Genomic DNA, 21,547 nt, shown 5'->3' with positions numbered 1-21,547 from the left:
TGTTGCCGGCCCACGGCACGCAATCGCCATTGTCGTTGCCGGGGAGCCCGGTTGCGCCCCGCTCCGCACCGTTTCCCTGCGCCTGCCTCTTGAAATCGCGCTGCAGTGCACCACATCGGTACCCTATGACCCGGGGGGGAAACACGATCACCGCGACGCTCGCGACCGACGCCATCGGATGGCGCCTGGACCGGGCACTTGCGGCGGCGGTGCCCACTCTGTCGCGGGAGCGCCTGAAGGCGCTGATCAGCAGCGGCCGGGTACTGGATCCGAATGGCCAACTCGTCCGGGATCCGGCATCCAAAGCCGTTCCGGGCGGCGATTACGAAGTCACGATCCCCGAACCGGAGCCCGCGCACAATCAACCGCAGGCGATCGCGCTGGAGATCGTTCACGAGGACGAGCACCTGCTCGTCGTCGATAAACCGGCCGGGATGGTCGTCCACCCCGCTGCCGGCAATTACGACGGCACCCTGGTGAACGCCCTCCTCCACCATTGTGCCGGACGCTTGTCCGGCATCGGCGGCGTGGCGCGCCCGGGAATCGTCCACCGCATCGACAAGGATACGTCTGGACTGCTGGTCGTTGCAAAGACGGACGTTGCGCATGAAGGGCTGGCGTCGCAATTCGCGCGGCACAGCATCGATCGCCGCTATCAGGCGATCGTCGCCGGCGTGCCCAACCCGACAGCGGGCAAGGTCGATGCGCCGCTCGCCCGATCTTCGGCCAATCGCCAGAAGATGGCGATCGTCGAGGGTGATCGCGGCAAGCGGGCCGTGACTCACTATGCGATGGTCCGGACGTTGCGCGAGGCGGCCCTGGTCGAGTGCCGACTCGAAACCGGCCGTACGCACCAGGTTCGCGTGCACATGACGTCGCTCGGCCATCCTTTGATCGGCGATCCGGTTTATGGGCGGACCCGTTCGGCCCATCGTGAGTTATTGAAAAGATTGAATTTCGAGAGGCAGGCTTTGCACGCGGCAGAGCTCGGGTTCATCCATCCCGTCTCGCGTGAAAACTTGTCGTTCAAAAGCGCCATTCCGTCCGATATGCAGGAACTGTTAAGCGGGCTCTCGGTATGAGCCCCCACGGACCGGCGCAGAGCAGAACAGCGTAGCTGGTAGGGAGTAAGTAGATATGGCTAGCGGAAGAAACGTGGCGACGATCCCCGCCATGGGCGGCGAAGCGGGCCTCAACCGCTACCTCGCCGAGATCAAGAAATTTCCGATCCTCGCCCCCGAGGAGGAATATATGCTGGCGAAGCGGTGGACGGAGCATCAGGACACTGAGGCTGCCGCCAAGCTCGTCAACTCGCACCTTCGCCTCGTCGCCAAGATCGCGATGGGCTATCGCGGCTACGGCCTGCCGACCGCGGAGCTGATTTCCGAGGGCAATATCGGCCTGATGCAGGGTGTGAAGAAGTTCGAGCCGGAGCGTGGCTTCCGCCTCGCCACCTATGCGATGTGGTGGATCCGCGCCTCGATCCAGGAATATATCCTGCGTTCGTGGAGCCTGGTGAAAATGGGCACCACCGCCGCGCAGAAGAAGCTGTTTTTCAACCTGCGTCGCATGAAGAACCAGATCGAGGCGTTCGAAGACGGCGACCTGAAGCCGGAAGACGTCACCAAGATCGCCACCGATCTCGGCGTCTCGGAAGAGGACGTGGTGTCGATGAACCGTCGCATGGCGATGGGCGGCGACACCTCGCTCAACGTCTCGCTGCGCGAGGAAGGCGAAGGCCAGTGGCAGGATTGGCTGGTCGACACCGATCCGCTGCAGGACGAGCGAGTCGCCGAAGCGCAGGAATCCAAGGTCCGGCACGAGCTGCTGGTCGAGGCGATGCAGGCGCTCAACGATCGTGAGAAGCACATTCTCACTGAGCGCCGCCTGACCGACGAGCCCAAGACCCTGGAAGAGCTCAGCCAGGTGTACGACGTCAGCCGCGAGCGCATCCGCCAGATCGAGGTGCGGGCGTTCGAGAAGCTGCAGAAGGCGCTGATGAACCTGGCCGGCGAACGCCGCCTGCTCACCGCCGGCTGATCCGACCACGAGATGCCCCTTCCTGCTCTGCAGGGAGGGGCATTTCTCTATTCGCGACATCGATGGCCCGCGCTGCCTCCCGCCCTTCGCCGCGTCCTCGTTCGGGAGGACGCCGTGCTTCGTCCGGCCGCGGCTGGTTCGGCCGAATCATCGGCTGGATCCTGAAGCTCGCCTTCCTGTTCCTGCTTGTCTCGATCCTCTGGGTCCTGCTTTATCGCTTCGTGAACCCGCCGATCACGATCACCATGATCGGGGACATGGTTTCGGGTCGCTCGGCGGAGCGCCAGTGGATGGGGATCGACGAGATCGATCGCGACATGGTGCGCGCGGTCGTCGCCGCCGAGGACAGCAAGTTCTGCAGCCATTCCGGCTTCGACCAGGATGCGATCGCCGCCGCCATGCGCCGGAACGCCCGCGGCGGATCGGTCATTCGCGGCGGATCGACGATCAGCCAGCAGACCGCCAAGAACGCCTTCCTATGGCAGGGCGGCGGCTATTTCCGCAAAGGAGTCGAAGCCTATTTCACCCTGCTGATCGAAAATCTGTGGGGCAAGAGGCGGATCATGGAGGTGTATCTCAACCTCGCGGAGACCGGCATCGGCACCTATGGCGTCAATGCCGGCGCCCAGCGCTACTTCCATCACGACGCTTCGACGATGAGCCGCACCGAGGCCGCCCGGATCGCCGCCGTCCTGCCGCTGCCCAAGAAGCGCGGCGCCACCGCTCCGAAGGGTTTCACCCGCCGCTACGGCAATTCGATCACCAGCCGCATCGGCGTGGTGGCGCGCGACGGCCTGGACGCCTGCGTTTACGAAGGGACAAAGGCACCGGCGAACCGTGACGCGGAACCTGTGGCGCCGAAGAAGAAGGCGCGAACCGCACCCAAGCCGGCGCCTGCGGCCGAGCCGGCGGAGCTGCCCGGCGAAGAATATGAGCGGCTGCCGGCGGATCCGCCCGCCGCGGACGAGGCAGCGTCAGCGCCCGAAGCGAACGAGCTCTAAGATCCTCCCCGCTTGCGGGGAGGCCCCATCCCATCGAAGTACCACTTCGATGGGATGATCAGAACGGCATCTTAAAGCCGGGGGGAAGCTGGAGGCCGCCGGTGACGTCGGCCATTGCGCCCTTCGCGGCTTCGTCGGCCTTGGCACGGGCGTCGTTGATCGCGGCGGCGACGAGGTCTTCCACCATGTTCTTCTCGCTCGGCTGGAGCAGGCTCTCGTCGATGTCGATGCCGAGGATCTGGCCCTTGGCCGAGGCACGGACCTTGACCAGCCCGCCACCCGAGGCACCCTCGACCTCGACCTTGTCGAGACCTTCATGGGCCTGCATCAGCTTGGCCTGGGCCTCTTGCGCCATCTTCATCAGTTCATCGAGATTGGGCATCACGCACTCCGTTGTTGGTCGAGACTGTAATCGGCCAGCTCGGCGCCGGGAAAGGCGTCGAACGCGGCCCTGACCAGCGGCGAATCGAGCACGCTCTGGCGCTCGGCCTCCGCCGCCATCTTCTCCTGCTCGAGCAGGGTCGGCTCTGCCGCGCCGTCTTCCGCGGTCACTTGCCAGGTGTCGCCGGTCAGCCCCTTCAGCGCCGCACCGAGATCGCGGACGAGGTCGCTCGACATCGGCTTGACCGGCTTGATCGCGATCTCCGGTGGTGCGTAGCGAACGACGCCGCAGAAATCGTGCAATTGCTGGGCGAGATGCGGCTTGCCTTTGAGCGCCAGCGTCTCGACGAGGTCCCTGTACGTAGCCGGAGCCGACGGCGGTGCGGGCTCTGCAATCGCTGCGGGCGGCGCCGCGGGAGCCACCGGTTCGGGCGCCTGCTCGACGACCGATGCCGCTACCGAGGGCGCTGCGACTGCCGGGGCAATGGCAGCAGCCGGCGCACTTGCCGGCGTCGCGGCTGCCGGCGCGGCTGCGCCACGCGCGGGAATGGCTTCGCCATTTGCCAGTCGCTGGAGCAATTCGCCCGGATCCGGCATCTCCGAGGCATGGATCACGCGCAGCAGCGCCATTTCGGCGGCCTCGAGCGGCATCGGCGCGCTGTGCACTTCCGAGAGTCCCTTCAGCAGCAACTGCCAGAGACGATGGACCAAGGCGTAAGAGAGGCGGCCGGACCAGTCGGCATAGGCTTCGCGCTCTTCAGCCGATTGCGCGCGGTCGTCGGCACCCCCGACCTTGGCGCGGGTGATGCCGTGAACGCTTTCGAGGAGGCCGCGCAACACCGCCGAGGGCTCGACCCCAAGATCATATTGCGCGCGCAAGGAGTCGAGCGCGGCTTTGGCATCGCCGGCCAGAAGCAGCCCGAGCAGGCCGCGGATCGCGCCGCGATCGGACAGGCCGAGCATCGCCCGCACCTGCTCGGCAGTGACGCCGCCGGAGCCATGGGCAATCGCCTGGTCGAGGATCGACAGGCCGTCGCGCGCCGAACCCTCCGCAGCCCGGGCGATCAGGGCAAGCGCTTCCGGGTCCACCTCGACGCCTTCGAGGCGCGACACTTCGGCAAAATGCTCGGCGAGCTTCTCCGCTGGGATACGCCGCAAGTCGAAGCGCTGGCAGCGCGACAGGACGGTAATCGGAACCTTGTTCACCTCGGTGGTGGCGAACAGGAACTTGACGTGGGCCGGCGGCTCTTCGAGCGTCTTCAGAAGCGCATTGAACGCATTCTTCGACAGCATGTGGACTTCGTCGATGATGTAGATCTTGTAGCGCGCCGAGACCGCGGCATAGCGGACTGCTTCGATGATCTCGCGGACATCGTCGACCCCGGTGTGACTGGCGGCGTCCATTTCGACGACGTCGATATGACGTCCTTCGGCGATCGCGCGGCATGGCTCGCAGACGTTGCACGGGCTGATCGTCGGCCCGCCGCTCCCGTCGGGACCAATGCAATTCAGCGCCTTCGCGATCAGCCTGGCAGTCGAGGTCTTGCCGACTCCGCGCACGCCGGTCATCAGAAAGGCATGGGCGAGCCGATCGCGCTTGATCGCATTGCCGAGCGTCTGGACCATCGCGTCCTGCCCGATCAGTTCCTCGAAGCTCTGTGGCCGATATTTGCGCGCCAGCACACGGTAAGGCTGCGCTGCGGCCGCCACGACGGGCTTGGCGGGCTGCGGTGGCTCGTCCAGGCCGAGGCCGAAGGAGAGCGTGTCGGGGGAATCGGTTTCGGTTGCCATCACAAGGAACAGTAGACGAACATGTCGGCGGTGTCGAAGGCCGTGCCGCTGCCCCGGCGCATCATCGAACGGGGCGAGGTGGGAGCCGGGACGACCCGGAGCTTGAACTCGTTACGGCTGCTTCCTTCCGGATCTGACCGGGTTGGCGAGAGCGCCGTCCGCCCGACTCCCGCGGCGCATATGGCGGCAGGAGCGCGCCGATGCAAGCCGGCCCGCGCCTCACCGTCCCTGCATGTTGTGCGCGCCTCCAGGGATCCGGACGGTCAACGTCTCCAGATCATCGGTCAGCCAGATCTGGCAGGACAGACGCGACGTGCGGGTGACATGCGCGGCAAGATCGAGAAGATCCTCTTCCTCCTCGCTGGCGCGCGGCAATCTGGCGAAATCCTCCGGCGCGACGATCACGTGACAGGTGGAGCAGGCCATCTGCCCTTCGCACGTACCCTCCAGCGGCTGCCCATGAAGCTGACCGATGTCGAGCAGGCGTTCGCCGGCAGGGGCCTCGATTTCCTGGATGCGGCCGCCATCGGCCGAAACGAAGCGAACCCTTGTCATGCTGCAAAGGCCTGCTGACGGTTGGCGGCGTCGGCGATCAGGGAAAGCGCGCGGACCAGATCTTCCTCCTTGGTGTAGCGGCCGAAGCCGATGCGGATACTCGAGCGCGCCTCTCTCTCCGAGAGGCCAAGTGCGGACAGAACATGGCTCGGCCGGCCGGAGCCGCTGGCGCAGGCGGATCCGGCCGAAATCGCGACCTCGCGCACCTCCGAAAGCAGCCGGGCAGAGTCCAGGCCCTCGCGGCGAAGGTTGAGATTGCCACGGTAGCGCCGTTCGCCGGAGCCGTTCAGCGACCAGTCGCAGAGCGCTGCTCGAGCCACCGACCAGAGGCGGCCGACATGGATTTCGTCTTCCCCTGCCCGCGCGGCCAGCAGCCGCGCCGCCTCGCCGAAGCCGACGCACAGCGCCGGCGACAAGGTGCCGGAGCGCAGTCCGCCCTCCTGGCCGCCGCCGTGGAGCAGCGGGTCGATGGCTGTTCCTTCGCGCAGCCACAAGGCGCCGATGCCCTTCGGCCCGTGCACCTTGTGCGCTGAGACGGCGACCATGTCGCAGACCGGGAGCGGGATCGGCACGCGGCCGAGCGCCTGGACGGCGTCGCAGAAGAACAGGGCGCCGACGCCGCGCGCGAGCGCGGCAAGGTCGGCGACCGGCTGGATCACGCCGATCTCATTGTTGACGAGCATGGCCGCGACGAGGCCCGTTTCGCCCGTGATCCGCGCCGCAGCGACGTCGAGGTCGACCAGCCCGTCGGATCGGACGGGGAGAATGTCGACCTCGAAACCTTGTGCCGCCAGCCATCCCATGGTGTCGAGCACGCAGGCATGCTCGGTCGCCAGCGTGACGATCCGTCGCCGGCTTGCGGGAAGCCGCGCGGCCGCGCCCTTCAGCGCCCAATTGGCAGCTTCGGTCGCGCCCGAGGTGAAGAAGATCCGGCCGGCCGGCGACGCCTCGGCAGCTCCGAGCGCGAGCGCCGAGAGGATCTTCTCGCGGGCGACCTCGACTGCGGCGGCGGCTTCGCGGCCGGGGCGATGCGCGCTGTGCGGATTGCCGAAACCTTCCTCGATCCACGGCCGCATCGCCGCCGCAACTTCGGGCGCAACCGGAGTCGTCGCCTGATAATCGAGATAGATCATGCCGCCCGCCGCCGATCGAACAGCCGGCGCCATTCGGCCACGAAGGTATCGATGTCCGCCTGCGCGGTCTCCGGCCCGAAGCTGACGCGCACGACTTCACGCGCCGCCGCTTCCGACATGCCCATCGCGGTCAGGACGTGGCTGGTCTTGAGGCTGCCCGAGGAGCAGGCACTGCCCGACGACACCGAGAGGCCGGCAAGATCGAACTGCATGATCTGCGCGGCACCGGGCACGCCGGGCATCCGGTAGGATGCGATGGTGGCAAGACGCGGCGCGCGGGCGGCGACGATCTCGCCGCCGGCCTCCGTAATGGCAGCGTCGAGCCGGGCACGCAGCGCCTCGGCCTGGCCGAGCCAGCCATGATCGGCCTCGGCAGCCGCCGCAAAGGCCATGATCGACGGCACCGCGACGGTGCCGGGCCGGAAGCCGCCTTCCTGGCCGCCGATCGCGGCAAGGAAGGTTTCGTCCTTGATCAGCAGGGCACCGATGCCCGGCGGTCCGCCGAATTTGTGGGCGGAGACGACAACGAAATCGGCAACTGGGAGCGGCAGCTTGCCGGCGCTCTGCGCGCAGTCGGCGAGCAGCAGCCCCCCGGCCGCACGCACACGCTCGGCGACCGGCTCGAGCGGATTGATCACGCCGGTTTCGTTGTTGACCGCCTGGACCGCGATCAGCGGGCGCTCGGCAGTCTGGAGGGCGTCGTCGAGATCGGCGAGATCGAGGGTTCCGTCGCTGCGAAGCCACACCTGCCGTGCACTCGGCGCGGCGCGAAGGACGGCAGGGTGCTCGCCCGCGGAGACGATCGCATCCTGAGCCTTGGCCCGTGCGAACACGAGAGCGATCGCCTCGGTCGCACCCGAGGTAAAGACGAGCGTGCCACGCCAGCCCAGCGCGGAGGCGATCCGCCGACGGGCGTCTTCCAGCTGCGCGCGCGCAGCGCGGCCTTCGGCATGGGCCGACGACGGGTTCGCCCAATTGGCCGCGGCCGTCTGCAGCGCCGCCAGCGCCTGCGGCAGCATCGGCGTCGTCGCGGCATGATCGAGGTAGATGCGGCGCGGCAAATGCTTTCCTTCCACCGGCCCGGGCTGGCCTTCCGCCCGCCCGCGCCCTTTCAAATTGCGCGAAAGCGTCCGACGCCTATATAGCGGGCACGCATCGGGGGCAGCCCCGATATTCCTATCACGCAAGCCCAAGCGCAGGTGCAATGCCCGAAGTCATTTTTCCCGGTCCGGAAGGCCGCCTCGAAGGCCGTTTCAGCCCTGGTCCGCGCCCGCGCGCGCCTGTCGCCCTGATCCTGCATCCGCACCCCCAGGGCGGCGGCACGATGAACAATGCGATGGTCCAGGCTTTGTACAAGACCTTTGTTCGCCGCGGCTTCGCCACCCTGCGCTTCAACTTCCGCGGCGTCGGCAAGAGCCAGGGCGTGTTCGACAACGGCATCGGTGAACTTTCCGATGCCGCCTCGGCGCTGGACTGGGTGCAGCAGGTCCATCCGGAAGCGGAGACGACCTGGATCGCCGGGGTGAGCTTCGGCGCCTGGATCGGCATGCAATTGCTGATGCGTCGGCCGGAGGTGCGCGGCTTCATCTCGATCGCGCCGCCCGCCAACATGTACGATTTCACCTTTCTCGCCCCTTGCCCCGCGTCGGGCATCATCATCCAGGGTGAAGGCGATGAGGTGGTCACGCCCTCGGCGGTGCAGAAGCTGGTCGACAAGCTTCGCACCCAGAAGCACATCACCATCCACTACGACACCATCCCGGGTGCGAACCATTTCTTTGCCAACGAGATGCCGCAGCTGATGAAGTCGGTCGAGGACTATCTCGACTTCCGCCTCGACCCGAGCTGCCCGATCCGCTGATCGTCGCGGCATTCGCCTGACCCGAGATCCTCCCTTGGGGAGGATCTCGCGCCGGCTCACCCGGGCGTCGGCAACGTCCAGATTAGAACGTTGACGAAGAAGACTGCTGCGCAGAGCAGCATCAGCAGGCCCTGCTTGCGCTCCTTGCGCTTGACCAGCAGATAGGCGCCACCGATCGCAAGTGCGAAGGCGGCAATCACGGCAACCGAGAGGGCGACGGAGAAGAGACCGGACATGGGCTCCTCCTGCCACGCCGGGCTGCGCAAAAAAAGCGGTTACGCTTTACGAAGGGTTAAAGCGCCGCATCTACAAGACTCCCATGATCAGCGCTGACACGTCCCGCAGCCTCGATGCTGCCTTCGTCCGGATCGAGGGATCGATCCTGCCCAGCGTCACGATGATGCTCGATGCCCTGCTCGACGCCGCGGCGATGGCGCGCCCGGGCACGGACGCGCTTCATTATGCCGCGGAGATCGGCACCCTCGCCGCCCAGCTCGAGACGGTGACACGCCAGGTCGAGACGCTTGCGCCGGTCGAATTCACCTTTCAGGGTCAACGCGTGGCCGGCGCCGCCTGATTGGCCGCGAGGATCTCGGCATAGAGAGCCGGATCGACGTTCCCGCCCGACACCACCACAACCGTCCGGTCGCTGATCGGGCCCGCCTTGCCGGCAAGCACTGCGGCCAGGGCTACGCTTCCGCCCGGTTCGGCGACGATGCGCAACTGGCGCATGGCAAATGCCATTGCCGTCTCGATCTCCCCTTCGGTGACGGCGATGCCGCGCGCGCCCCGATCCCGCAAGGCGTCGAGCGTCAGCGGAGAGACGAGCTTGGTCTGCAGCGCATCGCACCGGGTCGGGGGCGCAGGCTCGATCACGGGCACAGGTTCGCCGGCGGCGATCGAACGCGCCATGTCGTCCCAGCCGCAAGGTTCGACGGTCATGATCTGCGCATCGGGCAAGGCAAGGGCAATCCCGGCCGAAAGCCCGCCGCCGCCGCAGGGCACCAGCACCGTATCCGGCGAGGCGCCGAGTTGCTCTGCGATCTCGATTCCGGCGCTGCCCTGGCCTTCGATCACGTCGACATCGTCGAACGAGGGCACCAGCGCGGAACCCTGTTCGCGTGCAATGCGGGCGCCGATCTCCTCGCGGCTCTCGGTCGCGCGATCGTAGGGTACGATTCGGGCCCCGGCCGCCAGCGTCGCGTCGCGCTTCACCGCCGGCGCATCGGCCGGCATCACGATCGTCGCCGCGATCCCCAGGCGTTTGGCGGCGATTGCCACGCCCTGGGCGTGATTGCCCGAAGAGAAGGCGACGACGCCGCGGGCGCGCTCGGCCTCACTCAGCAGCAGCAAACGGTTCATGGCGCCCCGAAGCTTGAAGCTGCCGCCCTGCTGAAGGCACTCCGCCTTGATCCAGATCCGTGCGTCGCCCAACTCGAGCGGCAACAAAGGCGTGCGAGTCACGTGACTCGCCAAACGTCTCGCCGCAGCTGCGACACCCTCTGCCGACGGCCTTCTCTCTGCCACACCAAACCCCTGTATTTTTACGGAAAAAAGCAACTCTTTACACGGGGGAAGCGCGCCAATATATCGGCGCCGCTGCCCCATGGGGACTTCCAACAACCGCAAGGCAGCCATGTCGTCAACTACCGCCTTTGGAGGTCCCTTGAGTTGCACACGCACCATAATGCGCTGGGGCTAGCTGCCGCCCTTCGTCCGGTTCAGCCGGTCACGCTCCTCCGCCCGCACGCCGCACGCCGCGCGGCCCGATTCTTCATCGAGAAGTTTCCGGGTCGGTCGCTCTATGCGGTGAAGGCAAATCCGTCTCCCGACCTGCTCCGCATCCTGTGGGAGGCCGGCGTCACGCATTACGACGTCGCGTCGATCGCCGAAGTGCGCCTGGTCAACGAGACGCTGCCGGAGGCGACGCTCTGCTTCATGCACCCGGTCAAGGCCGAGGAAGCGATCACCGAGGCCTATGAACTCGGCGTCCGCACCTTCTCGCTCGACACGATGGAAGAGCTGGAAAAGATCGTTCGCGCCACCGACGGTGCCGAAGATCTGAATCTGTGCGTCCGAATCCGGGTCTCGTCGGACCATTCGAAGCTCAGCCTGGCGTCGAAGTTCGGCGCGGATCCCGCCGAAATGCGCGAATTGCTCTTCGCCACCCGCCAGGCGGCCGATGCCCTCGGCATCTGCTTCCATGTCGGCAGCCAGGCGATGACTCCGAAGGCCTATGCGGAGGCGATGGAGCGCGTCCGTGCGGCGATCGTCGCGGCCGCGGTGACGGTCGACATCGTCGATGTCGGCGGCGGCTTTCCGTCGGTCTATCCGGGCATGGAGCCGCCGCAGCTCGAAGGCTATTTCGACGTGATCGGAAAGGCGTTCGAAAGCCTGCCGGTGAGCTATTCGGCCGAATTGTGGTGCGAGCCCGGCCGGGCGCTGTCCGCGGAATATGCGAGCGTGCTGGTGCGGGTCGAAAAGCGCCGCGGCGACCAGCTCTACATCAATGACGGGGCCTATGGCGCCCTGTTCGATGCGGCGCATGTCGGCTGGCGCTTCCCGGTCAAGCTCGTCCGCGCCGAGGAGTCTGATGCCAAGCTGATGGCGTTCAGCTTCTACGGGCCGACCTGCGACGATCTCGATCACATGACGGGGCCGTTCAACCTCCCCGCCGACGTCGCTCCGGGCGACTATATCGAGATCGGGATGCTCGGCGCCTATGGCTGCGCGATGCGGACGGCGTTCAACGGCTTCGGCGTTGCCGCGAAGGTGATCGTGGACGACGAGCCGATGGCGAGCCTCTACGGCGACATCCTCGAGGATGCGCGTGAAAAGGCCGCCTGGCACCGGCCCTGATCGAAAAAGAGGCGTAGCCTCAATCGATTAAGGTCCGAGCAAGGCGCCGATATGTATAGGGGACGGGACCTGAGCGAGGCTCGGTCTCGTCCCCGTAACAGACATTGACTATCGAGATGCCGCCTACCCCCGGCATGACGATTGCTATGAGGATTGAAGAATGAACGATCTGAGCCGCAACGACACCCGCAAGGCCGAGCTCCTCTCGTCCGTCGTCGAGCATATCGACATCAAGAGCTTCGATGCGCGTCCGATCGTCGACGCGATGAAGAAGATGAGCTTCACCAGCCGCGATCTCGGCCGCGCTGCGGACATCTACAACCAGATGCTCGCCGACAAGGATTGCTCGATCTTCCTGGTCATCGCCGGATCGACCTCGGCCGGCGGCTGCATGGATCTCTATGCCGAGCTGATCCGCAACAACATGGTCGATGCGGTCGTCGCCACCGGCGCCAGCATCGTCGACATGGATTTCTTCGAGGCGCTCGGCCACAAGCATTACCAGGCGCTCGAGATCCCCGACGACGACACCCTGCGCTCGCTCTACATCGATCGTATCTACGACACGTATATCGACGAGGAGAAGCTGCAGGAAACCGATCACACGATCGGCGAGATCGCCAATTCGCTCGAAGCCCGTCCCTATTCCTCGCGCGAGTTCATCCGCGAAATGGGCAAGTGGCTGACGGTGAACGGCAAGAAGGAGAACAGCCTGGTCAAGCTCGCCTACGAGCATGACGTGCCGATCTTCTGCCCGGCTTTCACCGACAGCTCGGCCGGTTTCGGCCTCGTCAAGCACCAGGTCGATCGCATGAAGGAAGGCAAGCCCTATCTGACGCTGGATTCGATTGCGGACTTCCGCGAGCTCACCGACATCAAGATCGAGGCCGGCGTCTCGGGCCTGCTGATGGTCGGCGGCGGCGTGCCGAAGAACTTCGTCCAGGATACGGTCGTTTGCGCCGAAATCCTCGGCAAGGAAGTCGAGGTCCACAAATATGCGGTCCAGATCACCGTCGCCGACGTCCGCGACGGCGCCTGCTCCTCGTCGACCCTTCAGGAAGCCGCCAGTTGGGGCAAGGTTTCGACCGCGCTCGAACAGATGGTGTTTGCCGAAGCGACCAGCGTCATGCCGCTGCTCGCATCCGATGCCTATCACCGCGGCCACTGGCGCGAGCGCGCGCAGCGTCGCTTCGCCAAGCTGTTCGACAAATAGGCCCTGAACGGCTTTCCGCAATCAGGAACCCCCGTCGTCACCGGCGGGGGTTCTTTTTTGTCCAAACCGGGGCCGATACGGGCACGAGGCGTTGACCCAATCCCTGCAACGGATAGTCGGACTTGCATGACGTTCGTGCGCCGTTACGCCGCGCCCCTGCTTGCGCTAATCGTCGGGCTCACCGGCACGGCCATTGCCGCCATGCTGACCGCCCAAGCGGAAGCGGGACGTCGACAAGCGCGCTTCGACGCCCTTGCCGACAGTGCCGTGGCTGCGATCGAGAGTCGAATGCTGGGGCAGCTCACGTTGCTGCGGGGCACGGCCGGATTCCTCCAGGCCTCCGAAGACGTAAACGCCGAAGATTTTCACGATTATATTTCTAGGCTGCGGCTGGAGGAAAACTATCCGGGCGTTCTTGGCATCGGCTATTCCATCTACGCGTCCGATGCCGAAGCGCTTGCCCGCAAGACGGCGACCGCCAGCACCCGAACGCTGCGCCTTTGGCCGAACGGCGCACGGCCCGATTATTCCGCGGTGGTCTATCTCGAACCGCTTAATCGGCAGAATCAGGCGGCGCTCGGTTTCGACATGCTGAGCGAAGCCACCCGCCGCGAGGCGATGATCGCGGCGGCGAAGGCGGGGCACAGCCGGGCGACCGGCAAGGTCCGGCTCGTCCAGGAGATCAACCCGGTGAAGCAGCCGGGTTTTCTGATCTACACCCCGCTGTTTCGCGGCTCGCATCATGATCAGGCGGGAACCCCGAAGACCCCACTCTTCGGCTGGGTCTACAGCCCGCTGCGGGCCTACGACCTGTTCGGAGCGATCTTCGCCGAACGTGATCTCGGAAACCTGGTGGTAGAGGTTTTCGACAGGTCCGTCGATGATGATCATCTGCTTTACCGAAGCCAAGCGCAGCCCCTCGCCCCGGATCATAGGGTCGTCCGACACATGGAGGTCGCGGGCCGTCCCTGGCGCGTCAGGCTTTCGTCCACCGAGCATTTCGACGCCGGGTCGCCGCTGTTCCTGGCTTTGCTCGTCGGCGGTGCCGGGACCCTGATCAGCCTCCTGATCGCGGCGGTGATGTTGCAGCAGGTGCGCGCACGTGCGGAGATCGAGCGCGAAGTGCGCGTTCGCACGGCCGAACTCGAAGACGCCAACGCCCGGCTGCGTGCCGAGGGCGAGGCGCGAGAGATGGCCGAAGCGCAGGTCCGTCAGATGCAGAAGATGGAGGCGGTTGGCCAATTGACCGGCGGGATCGCACACGATTTCAACAACATGCTCGCCGTGATCGTCGGCAATCTCGACATGGCGGTGCGCCGGGCCGGCGATCCGGAGCGGGTCGCGCGCGCGATCGACAATGCGCGGCAGGGTGCCGACCGTGCCGCCGAATTGACCCGGCGGCTGCTCGCGTTCGGCCGGCGGCAATCGCTGTCGCCGCAGGTGATCGACGTCAACGCGTTGATCGCCGGCATGTCGGAGATCCTGCGGCGGTCGCTCAGCGAAGCTATCAGGTTCGAGCCGCGTCTTGGAGAAAGCCTTTGGCGGGTCCGCGTGGATCGCGCCCAGCTCGAAAATGCGGTCCTCAATCTCGCGATCAACGCCCGGGACGCGATGCCGAACGGCGGTACGCTGGCGATCGAGACATCCAATCGGCACTCGGATGAAGCGGCCGGCGATACCGCCGGGGACGTGACCGGCGGCGACTTCGTCCGTATCGCCGTGATCGACACCGGCTGCGGCATGCCTGCCGACGTCGTCGCCCGTGCCGCCGAGCCCTTCTTCACGACGAAGGAAGTCGGCCGCGGCACGGGCCTCGGGCTCAGCCAGGTCTATGGCTTCGTCCGGCAATCGGGAGGGCACCTCTCGATCGACTCGCTGCCGGGCGTCGGGACGACGATCGGGATTTTCCTGCCCCGTTACCTTGGCGACGAAGAGATTGCCGATGTCGATCCGATCGCGAAGAACGATCATCTCCCCCGCGCCCGACCGGGAGAAACCATCCTGCTCGCCGAGGACGAGCCGCGGGTGCGCGAGATGGGGGCCGAGACGCTGCGCGAACTCGGCTATCGCGTACTCGACGCCTCGAACGGCATCGAAGCGCTCGCGCTGCTCGACTCCGAGCCGAACATCACCTTGCTATTCACGGACATCGTCATGCCGGAGATGGACGGCCGCCGTCTCGCCGAAGCCGCCAGGGCCCAGCGGCCCGGACTGAACCTGCTCTTTACCACCGGCTATGCGCCGGAGGGGCTCGTTCCCGGCAATGGCATCGATGCCGGCAGGGCTCTTCTCCAGAAACCCTATAGCGCGCAGCAACTCGCGCGCCGTGTGCGCCACGCCATCGACTCCACGCCGTGAGCGCGCGTAACCCGCCTCACGGCGCGGCGAACGGCAAGGTGAACGACACCCGGCCGCCGCCCTCGCTGCGGTTTTCGGCCCAGATCCGGCCACCATGGGCCTCGATGATGGTGCGGGAGATCGAGAGGCCCAGCCCGAGGCCATCCGACTTGCCGGTGACGAACGGCGAAAACAGCTGATCGGCGTCGCCGGGGAAGCCCGGTCCGTTATCCTCGATCGAAATGCAGACGAACCCGTCCTCGGCGCGGTTGCTGGCAATGGTGACTTGCGGATGAATTGCCTCGGCAGCGGCCTCACAGGCGTTCCGAGCGAGGTTCATCACCACCTGTTGCACCTGGATCCTGTCGGCGAGGACGCATGAAGCCTCGGGGCTGAGCGCTCGGCGCAGCTGGATTCCGCCAAGCTTCTCTCCCGCCGCGAGCAATGTGATCGCATCGTCGACAATCTCGGCGATCGACACCGGCGCCATTTTCGTCGGCTCCTTGGCCACCATCGCCCGCGCCCGCCGAATGATCTCGGCAGCGAGACCGATTTGCTCCCGCGCCGCTTCGAGGCCGCCGATCGCATCGGCGCGAGGTGCGTCCGGCTTGAGCAGCATACGACGACTGCCGAACAGATAATTCGACGCAGCGGTCAGCGGCTGATTCAGCTCGTGGGCGAGCGTTGCCGCCATGGCATTCATCGCTTCGACGCGGCCGAGATGGGCCACTTCGGCCTGAAGCGACTCCAGCTTCTTGCGTTCGGTGACGTCCTGGGTGGTGCCGTGAAGCCCGGTGATCCGGCCCTGCTCGTCACGCGTCGGCACCGCCGAGATCAGATGGTTGCGCAGGCCGCCGCTGGGCAGGCGCACCATGACTTCCCATGAGCCGGCTTCCCCTGTTTCCAGGGTCCGCGCGACCGCGTCCCAATGCGCCTTCGCCGAAGCCGGATGCAGCCACTGCTCGAAATCCTGGGCGCTCGGCGCACCGAGCTGCGGATCCCGTTCGTAGAGTCTGAACAGCTCCGGCGACCAACGTGCCTCAGTGCTGTTGAGGCGGAAGGCCCAGTCGCCGATCTGGCCGACCCGCTGCGCCTCCTCCAACTGCGCCTTTGCGGCAGCCAGCACGCTTGCGCGCTGCTCGCGCCGTCGCAGCACGACGATCAGGATCACCGCAAGCAGAGCATCGAGCAGCGTGACGAGCCCGGCGGCGAGCAGGAACAGGCGTCCGCGATGCCGCGCCGGTTCGAGCACCTCGTCCTGACGCACGCTGTAGCTGACGAACAGCGGGTAGCCCGCGATGTGGCGCTCGCTGACGTAGCGGGGCTGCCCGTCGAAGGCGCCGGGGCCGAGATACGTCGTGTTCGGCGACTGCGCCTCGACTGCAAACGCACGGCTCTTGCTGATATCCTCCCCCGAACTGATCCCGTTCCGGGTTCGTCGCGACCGGATGATTCCGTCCAGGCCAACCACCGAGGCGACGTCGGAGGTGGAGATCGCCGCCTGGTCGTAGATGCCGGTGAGCTGCGCCGGGTCCATGTTGATCGCGACGACACCGTCGAAGGCGCCGTCGGAACGGTTCAGCCGTCGCGACAGCCAGACGCTGTTGCGCCCAAGAATTCGCGAGAAGCCGGGCTTGCTGACGAACAGGCTGTCGGTGTCGCGCGCGACATGCGGCATGAATGCCGGGTGCCCGCGCACGTTGATCGCGGGGCCTGCACCGGGCACCGTCGTTGCGACGATTTCGCCACGTGCATCGGCGACACTGAGCCCCAGAAAGGATGGGTTGCGTGCGATCGGCCCGCTGATCCGAGCCGGACGGCCAGCGCTGCCCCGCAGTGCTGCACCACGCCCATCCTCCTCGATTTCGGCTACGTGCAGCGTTGCAATATTGGCGGCGTCGAGGGTGCGCGTGACATATTGCTGCAGCATGATCGCCCGAAACGTGACCTGCGCCATCGCGCCGCGTTCCGCCGTGCGTCGCTCGAAATCGCTCTGATACAAGGCCGCCGCCCAGACGAAAGCCGCCAGCAGGAGCGCGGCAAGGGCAATGATCGCAGTCGTCCCTCGGCTGCTTCCCAGATGTCGCGCGCCTTCCCGAAGGCCAGACCTGGTAGACCCGTGCATTGCTCCCTCATCCCAGAGCAACCGAGCCGCCGCAACCGCTTTGAGCCCAGCGGTGCGGCTGGTCACGGGATCTGCGAGCGCGCGACCATGGGCAAGGATTTCACGGATTCCAGGGATCGATCCGTGGCGCCTGGACCGGAATCTCCAGAGCTTCTCGGATCATGTGTTCGCCGGCGCGTATCGAGGCAACGCGGTGCTCGACGACGCTACCGTCTTCGAGCTCCAGCACCACCTTGTAAGGCATTGCCCCGTCGCCGTTCTTGACCACGCGTCCGATGATCGCAGCCATGACGCCTCTCCTTCGAGGCGTGAACGTCGGACCGGCGGGAGGTTTCCCGCAAATGGATCAGCGCGCGAAGCTTGCGACGAGCTCGACGTGGGTCGACCAGCGGAACTGGCCGACGGGCTTCACCCACTCCAGCCGATAGCCGCCATCGACCAGCGCCTTGGCATCCCGCGCGAACGTACCCGGATTGCACGAGACGTAGGCAATGCGGGGGACCTTCGCTGCCGCAAGCAACGGCACCTGATCCTTCGCGCCCGCGCGCGGCGGATCGAGTATGATCGCCTCGAAACGATTGGCTTCATCGGTGGTGAGTGGGCGCCGAAACAGATCGCGATGATCGACGAACAGCTGGCGCTGGCTCCGATTGGCCGCTGCCTTGAGCGCCAGTGCCGCGTCCCGCGCGCCCTCGACGGCCAGGACGCGGCCATCAAGCGACAGCGCGAAGGTGCCGAGACCGGCAAACAGATCGGCGACGATCCGGGCGCCGCCGATCGCGTCCCGGACGGCAGCGACCAGGCTTGCCTCACCTTCAAGCGTCGCCTGCAGAAAGGCGTTGTGCGGCAGCGGCACCGGCGCACCGCCGAGGGTGACGGTCACCGGATCCGGCTCCCACCGTGTCTGTGGGCCGTAGCCGTCGTCGATGCTGAGCCGCGCCAGGCGATGCGCCTGCGCAAACGCAGTCAGCGCTTCGGAGGATGAAAGGTCGTCCGCCTCGACCTTCTCGAGCAGCAGATCCACACCCTGATCGGTCAAACTCATGCGCACCCCGCCCTGCCCCCGCGCAGGCAGCATCCGGGCAAGCAACGGGCGCAGGGCCGGCACGAGCGCAAACAATTCGGGCCGCAGAATGTGGCATTCGTGCATGTCGACGATGCGGTGGCTCTGCTCGGCATTGAAGCCGATCAGCACCTGCTTGCCCCTCCGCTCGGCACGAAGGGACGCGCGGCGACGGCTGTTCGGTGGCGAGATGTGGGCGGGCAGAATGTCGATGCCGGCAAGCCCCTGCGCGCCAAGCGCCCCGGCGATGCGATCGCGAAGAAAGGCGCCGAAGCTCTCGTCGTCCAGATGCTGCAGCTGGCATCCCCCGCATTCCGGGAAATGCCGGCAGGGCGGCTTCACGTGGTGCGGTCCGGGCAGCACGGAGCCATCGGCGGTCACGCCGTCTCCCGGCGCGGCCAGCGGGACGAAGCGCCCGCTCTCGGTCACGCCGTCACCGCGGCCGGCGAGACGGACGATGGTTTCGACTTGGCTCAAAGACATTGCGCGAACGCCTCTGGAAGGTGGTCGAGCAGATCGTCGGCGATCAGGCCTGGCCCGGCGATCTCGGCGGCGCGGCCATGCAGCCATACGCCGGCGCAGGCCGCTTCGAAGGCTTCGAGGCCCCAGGCGCGCATCGCGGCGATCACGCCGGTCAGGACATCGCCGGTGCCGGCCGTTGCGAGCCAGTGCGGGGCACTTACCGCAATCGCAACACGGCCATCGGGCGCCGCAACGACCGTGTCGGGGCCCTTGTAGACGATCACCGACCGCGCCTGCTCGGCGGCACGGCGTGCCTGATCGACCTTGCTGCCGCGGCGATCCGCGAACAGGCGCGCGAACTCGCCGGCATGCGGAGTCAGCACCGGCGGCATGCGCGCCCGATGCAGGAAGCCGAAGCCTTCCTCGGCAGCAAGGGTCAGGGCATCGGCATCGAGCACCAGCTTCGCCTCGGCGCCGAGCGCGCGGTCGAGCAGGGTCCGCGCCGCAGCGTCCCTGCCCAATCCGGGACCGATCGCGATCGCGCTCACCCGCGGATCGGCAAGCACCGCTTCGGCGTCGGCACCGCCCTGGACCACGGCCCTCGGCACCCCTTCCACCACCGCCGGCGCCACCAGCCGCACATAGCCTGCCCCGCAGCGTAGCGAGGCAGACGCGGTGAGCGCTGCCGCCCCCGGCATCTCTCCGGCGAGCACCGCCACATAGCCGCGGCTATATTTGTGATCGGCGGGGCCCGGCCCGACCAGCAGCGGCCGCTCGACCGTTTCCAGTCGGCTGTCCGCGTCGAGGCCGATATCGGCGACGACCAGACGCCCCATATGCCGCGCCGCCGGTTGCAGCAGATGCGCCGGCTTCAGTGTCGCGAACGAAATGGTGAGATCGAAATCCGGAACGGGCGACAGCAGCGCGCCGTCGTCCGTGGCAACGCCGCTCGGCAGATCGACTGCGACTGCAAGACGTGCGGCGTTCGCCAGCCTGAACAAGATTTGCGAGAGCGGCTCGTCGAGCCCGCGCGTCAGCCCGGTGCCGAACAGCGCATCGATCAGCACCGGCGCGGGCGAGGCCTCGTCGAGCGCTTCCACCGGCCCGGACCAGCGTGCACGCGCCTGCCGCGCAGCCGCAGTCGCCGGTTCTGCGAGCGCTGCCACCCTGACCTTGGCGCCGCGCTCTGCAAGCCTGCGCGCGATCACATAGCCATCGCCGCCATTGTTGCCGGGGCCGCAAAGTATGAGGGCCGGAAGCCACCCCGCATAAGCGAGGATCGCATCGGCGGCAGCGATGCCCGCACGCTCCATCAGCTCCGTGTCCGGAGTGCCGGCCGCGACTGCCGCCGCTTCGGCCGCGCGCATCTCGGCGGCGGTCAGGATCGTCTTGAAGGTCACTGGCGGACGGTAGCCGGGAGACGGTAACGATCGCCGCCGATCGTCACCTCGATTCGGTTGGCGGCAATCGGGCTGACCTTCGCCGGAACCGCGCCATCGGCTGCGACCACGCCGCGGCCGTCCCTGGTGACGAGCAGCCGGCGGAAGCCGCCGTTCGGCGCTCGCACGATCAGCGTCAGCCCTTCGCCGGTCATCCGCCGTTCGACGGCGCAGACCGGCGCGAACGCCTCCGCACCCGCGACCGCGCATTCGATCCGTTCGGCACCGTCCTCAAGGCCGACCGGCTCCGGTGCTCTGAGCAAAGCGGACTCATTGGCATTCGCCGAGTCATCGCCGCCACTGCAGGCGGAGAGCAGGACCAGCGTGAGAAGGAGCGCAAACCGCATCATTGCGCGCTTCTGAGCCAATGGCGCCTCGCTGACAAGCAGTGCTCAGCGGCCATTGCGAAGCGCGCGGAGGCGAACGGCCATTTCGTCACTGGCGATCAGAGCGTCGAATTCCGCATCCTGCTCAACATCCCGATGGATGCCGCCGGCCGCCAGCACGATGCCGCGCTTCAGCGCAGCGAGACTGGCCGCGCTGTTCGCGATGATCGCGTCGAACATCGCTCCGCCGCCATCTTCGCTCACGGCGTCGACCAGACCGATCCGATGCGCCTCGGCAGCGTCGATGGTGGCGGCTGTGAACAGCAGCCGCGCCGCCTGGCCGCGTCCGACCAGCGAGACCAGCCGGTGGATGTCGCCTTGCGGGTAGGCGATGCCCAGTTTGGCCGGCGTGATTCCGAACTTAGCGGACGGGGCGGCGATGCGCATGTCGCAGGCCATGGCGAGCGCCACCCCCGCCCCGAAACAGGCACCGTCGATCGACGCAACGATCGGGATCGGCAGCTGCGCGAGCCGATCGAACGTCTCGCACATCGCTTCTCGAAAGCCGCGGAGAGCATCGGGGTCGCCGCGCAGCCGTGCGAATTCGCTAAGGTCGGCGCCGGCGCAGAAAGCTCCGCCGCGCCCGGCAAGGACGACCAGCCGCGCCCCATCGGCAAGCGCTCGCTCGGCCAGAGCGGCAATCGGCCGCCATCCTTCCGGCGGCACGGCATTGCGCGCTTCCGGGCGATCGAGGGTCAGGCGGGCGATGCCTCCGCTCAGTTGAAGATCGAGCACGCCCCCGCCTTGCAGGGGAACGCGCGCCGTGTCGCGCCAAAAAAGAGCCGGTGCACGCGGCACCGGCTCCGAGATGTTGGCATGGTGCCTTCCTCCATGGGAGGAGCAAGGGGCCGTGCGCGAATGTCGGCAGCACCGAAGCGCTGCGTCGACTCGTCGTGCTTCG

20 protein-coding genes, 1 other RNA gene and 1 pseudogene are annotated in these 21,547 nt (G+C 66.7%); 8 read left to right on the top strand and 14 right to left on the bottom strand.

The window, feature by feature from the left end:
- Window positions 1-125 precede the first annotated feature (125 nt).
- From ETR14_RS20330 to mtgA, 3 genes and pseudogenes are all read left to right on the top strand, one after another.
- A complete protein-coding gene (locus ETR14_RS20330) occupies window positions 126-1,082 on the top strand; it encodes an RluA family pseudouridine synthase (protein WP_129392170.1) in 957 nt (318 codons plus the stop codon).
- A gap of 55 nt (window positions 1,083-1,137) precedes the next feature.
- Window positions 1,138-2,040, top strand: a complete 903-nt coding sequence (gene rpoH / locus ETR14_RS20325) for an RNA polymerase sigma factor RpoH (protein WP_129388165.1) — start codon at window positions 1,138-1,140, stop codon at window positions 2,038-2,040.
- A gap of 62 nt (window positions 2,041-2,102) precedes the next feature.
- Window positions 2,103-2,849, top strand: a pseudogene (gene mtgA / locus ETR14_RS20320) (monofunctional biosynthetic peptidoglycan transglycosylase); the annotation flags it as partial.
- A 250-nt stretch (window positions 2,850-3,099) separates the two neighbouring features.
- On the opposite strand, the gene ETR14_RS20315 reads toward mtgA, so the two are convergent.
- The 6 genes from ETR14_RS20315 to ETR14_RS20290 all read right to left on the bottom strand — a co-directional run bounded on the left by ETR14_RS20315 (window position 3,100) and on the right by ETR14_RS20290 (window position 7,920).
- Window positions 3,100-3,423, bottom strand: a complete 324-nt coding sequence (locus ETR14_RS20315; RefSeq protein WP_106513299.1) for a YbaB/EbfC family nucleoid-associated protein — start codon at window positions 3,421-3,423, stop codon at window positions 3,100-3,102.
- Entirely contained in the window at window positions 3,423-5,132 is a 1,710-nt protein-coding gene (locus ETR14_RS20310) for a DNA polymerase III subunit gamma/tau (RefSeq protein WP_206186112.1), read from the bottom strand. The genes ETR14_RS20315 and ETR14_RS20310 overlap by 1 nt, the downstream gene beginning before the upstream one ends.
- A 156-nt stretch (window positions 5,133-5,288) precedes the next feature.
- An RNA gene (ffs, locus tag ETR14_RS20305) (signal recognition particle sRNA small type) lies at window positions 5,289-5,386 on the bottom strand.
- 46 nt (window positions 5,387-5,432) lie between these two features.
- Window positions 5,433-5,768 (bottom strand): 2Fe-2S iron-sulfur cluster-binding protein, encoded by a 336-nt coding sequence (locus ETR14_RS20300; protein ID WP_129388161.1) that lies wholly within the window; start codon window positions 5,766-5,768, stop codon window positions 5,433-5,435.
- Window positions 5,765-6,901 (bottom strand): cysteine desulfurase family protein, encoded by a 1,137-nt coding sequence (locus tag ETR14_RS20295; RefSeq protein ID WP_129388159.1) that lies wholly within the window; start codon window positions 6,899-6,901, stop codon window positions 5,765-5,767. The genes ETR14_RS20300 and ETR14_RS20295 overlap by 4 nt, the downstream gene beginning before the upstream one ends.
- Window positions 6,898-7,920: a cysteine desulfurase family protein gene (locus ETR14_RS20290; RefSeq protein ID WP_243455939.1), complete on the bottom strand. Its 1,023-nt coding sequence runs from the start codon at window positions 7,918-7,920 to the stop codon at window positions 6,898-6,900. The genes ETR14_RS20295 and ETR14_RS20290 overlap by 4 nt, the downstream gene beginning before the upstream one ends.
- Window positions 7,921-8,105: 185 nt before the next feature.
- Here ETR14_RS20290 and ETR14_RS20285 point away from each other — a divergent pair, with 185 nt between their 5' ends.
- A complete protein-coding gene (locus tag ETR14_RS20285; protein WP_129388154.1) occupies window positions 8,106-8,762 on the top strand; it encodes an alpha/beta hydrolase in 657 nt (218 codons plus the stop codon).
- 56 nt (window positions 8,763-8,818) lie between these two features.
- Here ETR14_RS20285 and ETR14_RS20280 read toward each other — a convergent pair whose 3' ends face one another.
- A complete protein-coding gene (locus tag ETR14_RS20280) occupies window positions 8,819-8,998 on the bottom strand; it encodes a hypothetical protein (protein WP_129388151.1) in 180 nt (59 codons plus the stop codon).
- Window positions 8,999-9,081: 83 nt separating this feature from the next.
- Here ETR14_RS20280 and ETR14_RS20275 point away from each other — a divergent pair, with 83 nt between their 5' ends.
- Window positions 9,082-9,339, top strand: coding sequence for a hypothetical protein (locus tag ETR14_RS20275; protein WP_129388148.1), 258 nt, complete (start codon window positions 9,082-9,084; stop codon window positions 9,337-9,339).
- Here the strand turns inward: ETR14_RS20275 and ETR14_RS20270 are convergent.
- Window positions 9,315-10,226, bottom strand: coding sequence for a threonine/serine dehydratase (locus ETR14_RS20270; protein WP_243455602.1), 912 nt, complete (start codon window positions 10,224-10,226; stop codon window positions 9,315-9,317). The two genes, ETR14_RS20275 and ETR14_RS20270, sit on opposite strands and share 25 nt — an antisense overlap.
- Before the next feature lie 207 nt (window positions 10,227-10,433).
- Between ETR14_RS20270 and ETR14_RS20265 the strand changes: the two genes are divergently transcribed.
- From ETR14_RS20265 to ETR14_RS20255, 3 genes are all read left to right on the top strand, one after another.
- Window positions 10,434-11,621: a type III PLP-dependent enzyme gene (locus ETR14_RS20265; protein ID WP_129388141.1), complete on the top strand. Its 1,188-nt coding sequence runs from the start codon at window positions 10,434-10,436 to the stop codon at window positions 11,619-11,621.
- 160 nt (window positions 11,622-11,781) lie between these two features.
- Window positions 11,782-12,834, top strand: coding sequence for a deoxyhypusine synthase (locus ETR14_RS20260; RefSeq protein WP_129388138.1), 1,053 nt, complete (start codon window positions 11,782-11,784; stop codon window positions 12,832-12,834).
- Window positions 12,835-12,960: 126 nt separating this feature from the next.
- A complete protein-coding gene (locus ETR14_RS20255; protein WP_129388135.1) occupies window positions 12,961-15,192 on the top strand; it encodes a CHASE domain-containing protein in 2,232 nt (743 codons plus the stop codon).
- A 16-nt stretch (window positions 15,193-15,208) separates the two neighbouring features.
- On the opposite strand, the gene ETR14_RS20250 is transcribed toward ETR14_RS20255, so the two are convergent.
- From ETR14_RS20250 to ETR14_RS20225, 6 genes are all read right to left on the bottom strand, one after another.
- The gene (locus ETR14_RS20250; RefSeq protein ID WP_165356547.1) at window positions 15,209-17,173 is read right to left on the bottom strand and encodes an ATP-binding protein; all 1,965 of its coding nucleotides are present in this window, start codon (window positions 17,171-17,173) and stop codon (window positions 15,209-15,211) included.
- Between the two features lie 223 nt (window positions 17,174-17,396).
- Entirely contained in the window at window positions 17,397-17,585 is a 189-nt protein-coding gene (locus tag ETR14_RS20245; RefSeq protein ID WP_129388129.1) for a hypothetical protein, read from the bottom strand.
- A 57-nt stretch (window positions 17,586-17,642) separates the two neighbouring features.
- On the bottom strand, window positions 17,643-18,842 hold the full coding sequence (locus tag ETR14_RS20240; protein ID WP_129388126.1) for a class I SAM-dependent RNA methyltransferase: 1,200 nt from the start codon (window positions 18,840-18,842) through the stop codon (window positions 17,643-17,645).
- Entirely contained in the window at window positions 18,833-20,221 is a 1,389-nt protein-coding gene (locus ETR14_RS20235; RefSeq protein WP_129388123.1) for an NAD(P)H-hydrate dehydratase, read from the bottom strand. The genes ETR14_RS20240 and ETR14_RS20235 overlap by 10 nt, the downstream gene beginning before the upstream one ends.
- On the bottom strand, window positions 20,218-20,610 hold the full coding sequence (locus ETR14_RS20230; RefSeq protein ID WP_129388121.1) for a hypothetical protein: 393 nt from the start codon (window positions 20,608-20,610) through the stop codon (window positions 20,218-20,220). The genes ETR14_RS20235 and ETR14_RS20230 overlap by 4 nt, the downstream gene beginning before the upstream one ends.
- Window positions 20,611-20,652: 42 nt before the next feature.
- Complete coding sequence (locus ETR14_RS20225) at window positions 20,653-21,381, bottom strand: enoyl-CoA hydratase/isomerase family protein (protein ID WP_165356546.1); 729 nt, start codon at window positions 21,379-21,381, stop codon at window positions 20,653-20,655.
- Window positions 21,382-21,547 lie beyond the last annotated feature (166 nt).

This window comes from Sphingosinicella sp. BN140058, assembly GCF_004135585.1.
GTDB lineage: Bacteria > Pseudomonadota > Alphaproteobacteria > Sphingomonadales > Sphingomonadaceae > Allosphingosinicella.
The sequence above is the reverse complement of the archived record's forward strand: the minus strand, read 5'-3'. Positions and strand labels throughout refer to the sequence as shown.